This window comes from uncultured Stenotrophomonas sp., assembly GCF_963519925.1.
GTDB lineage: Bacteria > Pseudomonadota > Gammaproteobacteria > Xanthomonadales > Xanthomonadaceae > Stenotrophomonas > Stenotrophomonas maltophilia_AE.
Genome location: NZ_CAUQPH010000137.1, coordinates 1 through 9,514, shown reverse-complemented (window position 1 = coordinate 9,514; position 9,514 = coordinate 1). Strand labels below are relative to the sequence as shown.

The window sequence follows — 9,514 nt, the reverse complement described above, 5'->3', positions numbered from 1 at the left end:
GGCAGCGCCAGCGCGATGCTGATCGCGCCGCTGGGCGCGACCAGGGTGAACTGGCTGCCCTCGGCGGTCGGTCGGATCGCCTGCGCGGTGACTTCCGCGCTGTGGTCCAGCCCATAACGCAGCACGCGGCTGCGCGGCGGCTGGCCGACGATGTGCTGCTCGAACCAGGCCGCGAACGCATCGTCGGCGTTGATCACCGCCACGCCATCGGCGGGCAACGCGGCGTAGATGGCGCCCTTGGTGCTGGCCACGCCCTGCAGGCTGCCCATCCGCTCCAGGTGCGCCGGAGCGATGTTGTTGACCAGCGCGTACTGCGGGCGGGCGATGTCGGTGAGGTAGGCGATGTCGCCCGGCTTGCCGGCACCCATCTCGTAGATGGCGAAGTCGGCGTCTTCCGGCGCATCGATCACCGCCAGCGGCAGGCCGATCTCGTTGTTGCGGTTGCCCGGGTTGGCATACACCACGGCGCCGCGTTCGCGCGCGAACTGCTCCAGGATCGCCAGCAGCAGGCTCTTGACGCTGGTCTTGCCGTTGCTGCCGGTGATGGCGAACACCGCGGCGTTGCGGTCGCGCTGCATGCCGGCCGCGACGCGGCCCAGCGCATGTTCGCTGTCGCCGACCACGATCTGCGGCACGGCCACCTCGAGCAGGCGTTCGACCAGCATCGCGCTGGCCCCGCGGGCCACCGCGTCGGCGGCGAAGTCATGCCCGTCGAAACGCTCGCCGCGCAGGGCGACGTACAGGCTGCCCGGCGCCAGGGTACGGGTGTCGTTGCTGATGGCGTCGATGGCGGTGTCGTCGCCATGGATCTCGCCACCGGCCCAATGCGCGATCAGCGACAGCGGAGTGCGCTTCATCGTGCGCCCTCCTGTCGCTGCGCCAGCACGCCGGCCGCCACCTCGGTGTCGTTGAAGGGATGCTGCACGCCGTTGATTTCCTGGTAGGGCTCATGGCCCTTGCCGGCGATCAGCACGATGTCGCCCTCGCCCGCCTGGGCGATCGCGGTGGCGATGGCCGCGGCGCGGTCGCGCTGCACGGTCACGGCGGCAGGATTCGCCAGCCCGGCCAGGATGTCGGCGACGATGGCATCGCCGTCTTCGCCGCGCGGGTTGTCGTCGGTGACCACCACGCCGTCGGCCAGGCGCTCTGCGATCGCCGCCATCTGCGGGCGCTTGCCGGTATCGCGTTCGCCGCCGCAGCCGAACACGCAGAACAGGCGCCCGGCCAGGTGGCCGTGCAGGCTGTCCAGCGCCTGTTCGAGCGCGTCCGGGGTGTGCGCGTAGTCGATCACCACGGTCGGCTGCCCGCCCTCGCCGCCCAGGCGGTTCATGCGCCCGGCGATCGGCTGAAGCTGCGACAGCAGGTGGGCGATGGCCTCCGGCGCGTGACCGAGCGCGAACAGCGCGCCGGCCACGGCCAGCAGGTTGTCCACGTTGAAGCGGCCGAGCAGCGGCGACTGCACCGGGTGGCGCGCGCCGTCCACGACCAGGTCGAAGGCAATGCCGCGCCCGTCCATGCGCAGCGAATCGGCCCGCAGCGCGGCCTGCTGCGCGCCGCGCGAGCTGACCCCGATCTGGCGCACGCCCGGTGCGATGGTGCGCAGCAGTTCGCTGCCGAAGCTGTCGTCCAGGTTGACTACCGCCGCCTTCAGGCCCTCACGGTGGAACAGCTTGGCCTTGGCCGCGCCGTAGCGGGCCATGTCGCCGTGGTAGTCGAGATGGTCGCGGGTGAGGTTGGTGAACACCGCCACGTCATAATGAACGGCGTCGACACGGCCCTGGTCCAGCGCATGCGAGCTGACTTCCATGGCCACGGCAGCCGCGCCCTGGTCGCGCAGTTCGGCCAGCACCGCATGCATCTGCAGCACCAGCGGCGTGGTGAAACCGGTCGGCACCACGTGGCCGTACAGACCCACGCCCAGCGTGCCGATGCTGCCGCTGGGCGTGCCCAGCAGGTGCCAGGCCTGGGCCAGCAGCTGCACGGTGGAGGTCTTGCCGTTGGTGCCGGTGACCCCGACCATGGTCATCGTGCGCGACGGATGGCCGTGGAACTGGTCGGCCATGCCGCCCATGCGCGCGCGCAGGCCGGGAACGGCAATGGCGTCGGCGGGGGCCGGCAGCTCCGCCGGGGCCGGCGGCTCGAACAGGATCGCGCCCGCACCCGCGGCGCGGGCCTGGTCGACGAAGCCCAGCCCGTGAGCGCCGAAGCCGGCGATGGCCACGAAGGCATTGCCGGGGCGCACCGCGCGGCTGTCCAGCACCAGGCCGGTGATGGAGGGGTCGTGGCTCAGCACCACGTCGGGAAGCAACTGCGAAAGCAACATCATCTGGCTCATTGCGTGCCTCCCTGCGCGGGCGGCACCGGGGCGTGCGCGGTGGGCAACGCGGCATCGAATTCGGCGGCGGCGTCCGGCGCGACCACGGCCTCTGCCGGCGGCGGGGTCGGCAGCGAGGACGCGGCGTGGCCCATCTTCCCCGACTGCTGGGCGACCAGCCAGGAATCGATATCGTCCGGCGGCACGTCCATCAGGCGCAGCGCGCCTTCCATGACGTTGTGGAACACCGGGGCCGAGACCAGGCCGCCGTAGTACTTGCCGGCCTGCGGGTCGTTGATCACGATGACGGTGGCAAAGCGCGGATTACTGGCCGGCACCACGCCGGCGAACAGCGCGTTGTAATGGCCACGCTCATAGCCGCCGGGGCCGGCCTTGCGCGCGGTACCGGTCTTGCCGGCCACGTGGTAACCGAGCACGGCCGCCTGCTTGGCGCCGCCCTGGGTGACCACCGTTTCCATCATCGCCACCACTTCACGGGCGACGTTTTCGTCGATGATCTGCTTGCCTTCGTTGCGCTGGCCCTTGACGAAGGTCGGCGCGATCAGCTTGCCGCCATTGCCCAGTGCCGAGTATGCCGTGGCGATCTGCAACGGGGTGACGTTCAGGCCGTAGCCGTAGGACATGGTGGTCTTGGAGGAGCCGCTCCAGCGCGCCGGGCGCGGGAACACGCCGGCCGATTCGCCAGGGAAGCCGCTGTGCGGGGACGAGCCGTAGCCGAAGCTGTGCACGTGGTCGTAGAACACCTGGTCGGGCATCTTCGCGGCAATCTTGGCCGCGCCGATGTTCGAACTGCGGGTGATCACGCCGGTGACGTTGAGCACGCCGTTGTTGCGCGGCACGTCCTTGATCGTATACCGGCCGATCGCCATGTAGCCCGGGTTGGTGTCGACCGTGGTGTCCTTGGTGACCACGCCGGACTGCAGCGCCGAGGCGATGGTCAACGGCTTCATGGTCGAACCCGGCTCGACCAGGTCGGTCACCGCGCGGTTGCGACGGGTGTCCGGCGCGGCGCCGCCCACCGAATTGGGGTTGTAGGTCGGCAGGTTGACCATGGCCAGCACTTCGCCGGTGGCCACGTCCATGATCACCATCGAACCGCCGGCGGCCTTGTTCTCGATCAGCGCGTTGCGCAGCTCCTTGAACGCCAGGAACTGGATGCGCCGGTCGATGCTCAGGGTCAGGTCCTTGCCCGGCTCGGCCGCGCGCAGCAGGTCGCTTTCAACCGTGTCGCCCTTGCGGTTGCGGATCACCCGCTTGGCGCCGGCCTTGCCGCGCAGCCATTCGTCGAACGCCAGTTCCAGCCCTTCCTGGCCACGGTCGTCGATGTTGGTGAAGCCGAGCACGTGCGCCATCGCTTCACCCTGCGGGTAGAAACGACGGAATTCGCGCTGCGAGGCCACGCCGGGGATCTTCAGCGCCACCACTTTCTCCGCGTCGTCCGGGTTGATCCGGCGGCGCAGGTACATGAATTCCTTGTCGGCCTTCTGGCTCAGCTTCGAGGTCAGCTCGTCCAGCGGCATGCCCAGTGCGGTGGCCAGCTCCGGAATGCGGTCAGGCGCGCGCATCAGTTCCTGCGGGTTGACCCAGATCGAGGCGACCGGGGTCGACACCGCGACCGGCTCGCCGTTGCGGTCGGTGATCATGCCGCGCGAGGTATTGATCGGCAGTTCGCGCAGGTAACGCGCTTCGCCCTGGCGCTGGTAGAAGTCGCTGTTGACCAGCTGCACGTAGGCGGCACGGCCGACCAGCGACACCGAGCACAGGCCCAGCGCCAGCCCGACCCACTTCAGGCGCTGGCGCAGGTTGAAGCTGTTGCGCGCACGGTTGCGGCCGGTCTTGTTCATGGCCGCACCACCACGACATCGGCCGCTTCAGGGAACTTCATGCCCAGCCGTTCGCGCGCCACGCGGTCGACGCGGGTGGCTTCGGCCAGGGTTGCCTGCTCCAGCTGCAGGCGGCCGAATTCAATGTTCAGTTCGTCGCGGGCACGCTCCACGCGCGACAGTTCGACGAAGGTCTGCCGATGGCGATGGCGCATGAACACCACACCGATCGCCGAGGCGATGGTGCAGGCCAGCAGCACGACCAGCAGCAGGCGGCTCATCCGGCCACCGCGCGCTTTTCGGCCACGCGCAGCACGGCGCTGCGCGAGCGGGGGTTGACCGCCAGCTCGTCGTCTTCGGCCTTGATCGCGCCCCCCACCAGGTCCAGGGTCGGCACGAACGCGGCCAGCTCGGGCAGGCGGCGGTTGCTCGGCGGCGCCTTGGCGTGGCGGTTCATGAACTGCTTGACGATGCGGTCTTCCAGCGAGTGGAAGCTGATCACCGCCAGCCGACCACCCGGCTTCAGCCGCGCCATGGCGGCGTCGAGCCCGGCCTCGAGATCGGCCAGTTCGCGGTTGATGTGGATGCGGATCGCCTGGAAGCTGCGCGTGGCCGGGTGGATCTTGTCCTTGCCACGCGGCATCACCGACGCGATCAGCTCGGCCAGTTCGGCGGTGCGGGTAAACGGCTGCCTGTCGCGGCGCGCGATGATCGCGCGTGCGATGCGGCGCCCCTGACGTTCTTCGCCATAGGTCCAGAGCACATCCATCAGCTCGCGCTCTTCCACACGGTTGAGCCACTGCGCGGCGCTTTCGCCGCTGTCCGGGTCCATGCGCATGTCCAGCGGGCCGTCCTTGCCGAAGCTGAAACCGCGCTCGGCCACGTCCAGCTGCGGCGAGGACACACCGAGGTCGAACAGCACCCCGTCCAGGCCGTCGGCGGTTGCGCTCCAGTGCAGCAGGTCGGCGAAGCTGCCACGGAAGATCGAGACACGCGGGTCCGGCGCGAAATCGCGCTCGGCTACCGCGATTGCCTCCGGATCCTTGTCCATGACCAGCAGCCGGCCTCCAGGACCGAGTTGCTCGAGCACGCCGCGGGCATGACCGCCGCGACCGAACGTGCCATCGAGATACGTTCCGTTTTCGATCACCTTCAGGCCGTCCAGGACCTGCGTGTACAGCACCGGTAGATGGCCCGCCGGCGACTGCGACACCGGAAGGTGACCGGCCTGCGCGCCTCCGCGCACCCGGGCACCCCGGGTCACAACTTCAGGTCGAGCAACCCATCGCCCAGATCCTCGTCAGACAACGTCTGCTGGATCAGTGCGCGATGAGCCTGCTCGCTCCACAATTCGAATTTGTCGCCCATGCCGAGCAACACCGCCTTCTTTTCAATGCCAACAGCGTTGCGGTGGCTTGCCGGAATACTGATGCGGCCGTTGCCATCCAGCTCCAGATGCGCGGCCGAACCGACCAGCTTCTGTTGCAGCAGTCGCACGACGCGCTGTGTGTTGGGCTTGGCCATGACGTCGTCGCGGACCCGTTCCCACTCCGCCTCGGCATACAGCCACAGGCAGCCGGACTCAAACGGGTTGTAGGTCAGGACCAGGCGGTTGTTGCTCACGCGCGCGACCAGATCGCGATGCGCGGTCGGAACCGCCATGCGCCCTTTGTCGTCAACTGTGATGGCCGTCTCGCCCTGAAACACGACGCGTGCACCTTTCCTTCGCCCGGTGAAACATTGAACCACGAAAAACCACAAAAAACCCGGTTTTCCCTCCGTTGCCCACCTTAGCAGCGGCGATGGGGTTGTCAACAGTTTTGCGAGGCGGAAATCACCTTGGACATCAAGGGCTTGCAGCAATGTTTAGAGACTTGTTCAAGGCTTATCCACAAGTTGCTGTTTCGTCTCAATTTTTGAGATTGGGTCGAAGTTCAGGCCTGTGTAGACCGCGTGAAACAACGCCACGCATTCAGTCCGCGCGAGGTCGCGAGGCGGCGGTTGCTGCGCAGATTCGGCACAATGCGTGGCATGTGTCTGCTCACCCTGGCCTGGAAGGTCCACCCCCGCTGGCAGTTGCTGATGGCCGGCAACCGCGATGAATTCCACCAGCGTCCGACCGCAGCGCTGTCCGCCTGGGCGGCGCCCGACCTGGGCGTCCTGGCCGGCCGCGACCTGCGCTCGGGCGGTACCTGGGCTGGCGTCGGCGCCGACGGCCGCATGGCGGTGGTGACCAACGTACGCGATCCGCTGGCGCGGCAGACCGGTCCATCGCGCGGCGCGCTGGTCGCCGACTACCTGCGCGCGACCACGCCGGCCGACCGCTTCGCCGACACGCTGGCAGGAGATGCGGCAGCCTTCGCCCCGTTCAACCTGCTGCTGGCCGACCGCCACAGCTGCCAGTTCCTGGGCAACCACCCGCTGCTGCGGCAGACGCTGGCGCCGGGCATCCATGGCATGTCCAACGGTCCGCTGGACGCACCGTGGCCGAAGACGCAGGCGCTCAATGCAGCCCTGCAGGCCTGGATCGACGCTGGCCGCGACGACCTTGCGCCCTTGTGGGCGGCGTTGGCCGATGAAAGCCGGGCCGACGACAGCACCCTGCCCGACACCGGGATCGGCCTGGAGCGCGAGCGCTGGCTGTCCTCGGCGTTCATCCGCAGCCCGGACTACGGCACCCGTGCCAGCACCGTGATCGCGCTGGACGCGGGCGGCCAGGGCTTCATCCGCGAGCGTCGCTTCGACCCCGCTGGCGCCTGCATCGGCGAAACCGCGCTCCGCGTGGGTCCTTCCGCGCCGGTGCCGATTCCCGCTGCAGGGTAAACGCCGCGCACGTGCCGGCCCGACCGGCGCATCCATCCACGCGCCCACGCGCTCTTTTCCGGTACCGGCGCCAACGCGCCGCTGGCGCCCTGCGCCCCACACCGACCGGAACCCCCTGATGAAGCGCCGACTGACCCTGCTCCTCGCCACCCATGCCTTGACCCTCGCCGCCGGCTTCGGCGCGGGCGTGTACCTGCTGCCGATCCTGACCGCACCCGATGGACCAAACGCTGCGGTGGTAGCGCAGGCCATGGCCAACAGCGAACACAGCGCCCGCTTCGAACGCGGCCTGAAAGGCAGCGATCCGGTGCATTGGGCCGACGGCAAGGTCGGCGTCAGCGCGATGCAGATCGTCTTCGACGGCCGCATGGCGCCCGGTCCCGACTACAAGGTGTACCTGGCGCGGGAGTTCGTGGACAACCGCGGCGATTTCCTGCGCATCAAGCAGGACGCCCAGCTGATCGGCGACGTAAAGACCTTCGACCGCTTCCTGCTCGACGTCCCCGCCGACGTGGACGTGGAGGCCTACACCACCGTCGTGGTCTGGTGCGAAGCCTTCTCGCAGTTCATTTCGGCAGCGCAGTACCGCATGTACGCCGACCCTGACCGGTAGGTGACGACCGTTGGTCGTCACGCCTTGGGGCCCCAGACCTCCGCTCGGCGGATGTTGGGGCTTTTCGCCTTCTGCGAAAAAAGTGGCAGAGCCGGCCGATAAGCCGGGTTTTGTCGTGGACAGTCATTCTTCTAGGCGCCACGTCACCGTGGCGCTCAAGCAACCTACCCGGTCCCGACGCGGGCCGCGCCATGAGGACCCTATTTGGTCTTGCTCCAGATGGGGTTTGCCGTGCCGGTCTGTTGCCAGACTCGCGGTGCGCTCTTACCGCACCATTTCACCCTTACCGGCTCCCCGGAGGGAACGTAGGCGGTATCTTTCTGTTGCACTTTCCGTCGGCTCGCGCCGCCCAGGCGTTACCTGGCATCTTGCCCTGCGGAGCCCGGACTTTCCTCGGCATTCCCGAAGGAATGACGCGACTGCCTGGCCGACTCTGCCATGCGTAGTCTATCAGCTCATCCGCCATACAACGCTTTTCGCGGGGCGCCGGTGAGTTCGGCGGCCAGTTTGGCGGCGGTCGACGGCGGCAGGTGCTCGCTCAGTCTGGCGTACATCCGGCGGCCGGCAGCGAGCTGGGCCTCTTCGTCATTGGCCGCGCCCTGGACCATCACCACGAATTCGCCCTTGCGCTGGTTCTCGTCGGCTTCGACCTGCCGCAGCAGGCTGGCCAGGTCGCCGTCGAGGACGGTCTCGAACAGCTTGGTGAGTTCGCGGGCCAGCACCGCAGGCCGCTCCGGTCCAAATGCGGCAACCATGTCGGCGAGCGACTCCGCGATGCGGTGTGAGGATTCGTAGAACACCAGGGTCCGGGTTTCCCCTGCAAGCGTCTGCAGGCGCTCGCGGCGCCCCGACCCCTTGGCCGGCAGGAAGCCCTCGAAGGTGAAGCGGTCGCTGGGCAGGCCGGCCACGCTGAGTGCGGCGATGGCCGCGCAGGCGCCCGGTACCGGGCTGACCCGGATGCCGGCCGCGCGCGCGGCGCGCACCAGCCGGTAGCCCGGGTCGCTCACCAGCGGGGTGCCGGCGTCGCTGACCAGGGCCAACGATTCGCCCGCCTGCAGGCGGGCCACGATGCGCTGCGCTAGCACCTCCTCGTTGTGGTCATGCAGGGCCACCAGCGGCTGCTGGATGCCGAAATGGGCCAGCAGCTGGCCGCTGCGGCGGGTGTCCTCGGCGCAGATCGCGGCCACCGAACGCAGCACGTCCTGCGCGCGCGGGGTCAGGTCGGCAAGGTTGCCGATCGGGGTGGCAACGACATACAGCGTGGGGACAGCACTCATCGCAACGGCACTCGCAGGTCAAGGGTAGAATCCTAACGTGTACGAGACCCCATCGAATGGACCTGATCATGAACAAGCCCGCCGCACGGATCTCCGCCCTGTCGTTGTCGCTGCTGCTGCTCGCCGGCTGCGCCACGACCAGCCTGACCAGCGCCCCGGAGTCGCCGGCGCAGAGCCAGGCGCTGGCGCTGATCGATCAGGGCAAGCCGCGTGAGGCCGCGGTGCAGCTGGAGGCCCTGGCCAACACGCTGCGCGGCAATGCGCGCAGCGCCGCGCTCGCCGATGCGGCGTTTGCCTGGCACGACGCCGGCGATGCGGCGCGCGCCCGCACCCTGCTGGCCCAGGTCAACGCACGCCAGCTCAGCGGCGCCAGCCTGCAGCGCTTCCACCTCACCAGCGCCGAACTGGCGCTGGACGACAAGCAGCCCGCACAGGCACTGGGTTTCCTGAAGGAATCCTCCGACACCGTCGTCGCGCCGCTGCGCACGCGCTGGCAGCTCGCCCGCGCCAACGCGCTGCAGGCCAATGGCGATGTGGTCGGGGCCGCCACCGAGCGCGCCCGCGCCCACGCCGCGCTCAGTGGCCAGGCGCGCGCTGACAACCAGCAGGCCATCGCCGGCCTGCTCGGCAGCCTGGACGATGC

Annotated in this window: 10 protein-coding genes and 1 other RNA gene; 3 read left to right on the top strand and 8 right to left on the bottom strand. The window is 68.8% G+C overall.

From position 1 onward, the window contains the following. The 6 genes from RWO33_RS17015 to mraZ form a co-directional block, all read right to left on the bottom strand. On the bottom strand, positions 1–857 hold an 857-nt coding region (locus tag RWO33_RS17015; RefSeq protein WP_314106342.1), incomplete at its 3' end, for a Mur ligase family protein. Continuing rightward, entirely contained in the window at positions 854–2,335 is a 1,482-nt protein-coding gene (locus RWO33_RS17010) for a UDP-N-acetylmuramoyl-L-alanyl-D-glutamate--2,6-diaminopimelate ligase (RefSeq protein WP_314106341.1), read from the bottom strand. The genes RWO33_RS17015 and RWO33_RS17010, both read right to left, overlap by 4 nt. Beyond that, positions 2,332–4,179 carry a penicillin-binding transpeptidase domain-containing protein gene (locus tag RWO33_RS17005; RefSeq protein WP_145481523.1) on the bottom strand — a complete coding sequence of 616 codons (1,848 nt, stop codon included), beginning with the start codon at positions 4,177–4,179 and terminating at the stop codon, positions 2,332–2,334. Before RWO33_RS17005 ends, RWO33_RS17010 begins: the two co-directional genes overlap by 4 nt. Further along, a complete protein-coding gene (ftsL, locus tag RWO33_RS17000; RefSeq protein ID WP_068849221.1) occupies positions 4,176–4,439 on the bottom strand; it encodes a cell division protein FtsL in 264 nt (87 codons plus the stop codon). Before ftsL ends, RWO33_RS17005 begins: the two co-directional genes overlap by 4 nt. Continuing rightward, positions 4,436–5,404 (bottom strand): 16S rRNA (cytosine(1402)-N(4))-methyltransferase RsmH, encoded by a 969-nt coding sequence (rsmH, locus tag RWO33_RS16995; protein ID WP_314106343.1) that lies wholly within the window; start codon positions 5,402–5,404, stop codon positions 4,436–4,438. The genes ftsL and rsmH overlap by 4 nt, the downstream gene beginning before the upstream one ends. A gap of 14 nt (positions 5,405–5,418) precedes the next feature. Beyond that, positions 5,419–5,865 carry a division/cell wall cluster transcriptional repressor MraZ gene (gene mraZ, locus RWO33_RS16990; RefSeq protein ID WP_145481522.1) on the bottom strand — a complete coding sequence of 149 codons (447 nt, stop codon included), beginning with the start codon at positions 5,863–5,865 and terminating at the stop codon, positions 5,419–5,421. Positions 5,866–6,189: 324 nt separating this feature from the next. Here mraZ and RWO33_RS16985 point away from each other — a divergent pair, with 324 nt between their 5' ends. Next, positions 6,190–6,981, top strand: coding sequence for an NRDE family protein (locus RWO33_RS16985; RefSeq protein WP_314106340.1), 792 nt, complete (start codon positions 6,190–6,192; stop codon positions 6,979–6,981). Between the two features lie 118 nt (positions 6,982–7,099). Then, entirely contained in the window at positions 7,100–7,594 is a 495-nt protein-coding gene (locus RWO33_RS16980) for a DM13 domain-containing protein (protein WP_314106339.1), read from the top strand. An 83-nt stretch (positions 7,595–7,677) separates the two neighbouring features. Here RWO33_RS16980 and rnpB read toward each other — a convergent pair. Both rnpB and rsmI read right to left on the bottom strand, forming a co-directional pair. Then, positions 7,678–8,029: RNase P RNA component class A (gene rnpB, locus RWO33_RS16975), an RNA gene on the bottom strand. Between the two features lie 20 nt (positions 8,030–8,049). After that, entirely contained in the window at positions 8,050–8,871 is an 822-nt protein-coding gene (rsmI, locus tag RWO33_RS16970; protein ID WP_314106338.1) for a 16S rRNA (cytidine(1402)-2'-O)-methyltransferase, read from the bottom strand. A 68-nt stretch (positions 8,872–8,939) separates the two neighbouring features. On the opposite strand from rsmI, the gene RWO33_RS16965 reads away from it, so the two are divergent. Then, on the top strand, positions 8,940–9,514 hold a 575-nt coding region (locus tag RWO33_RS16965; RefSeq protein ID WP_314106337.1), incomplete at its 3' end, for a penicillin-binding protein activator.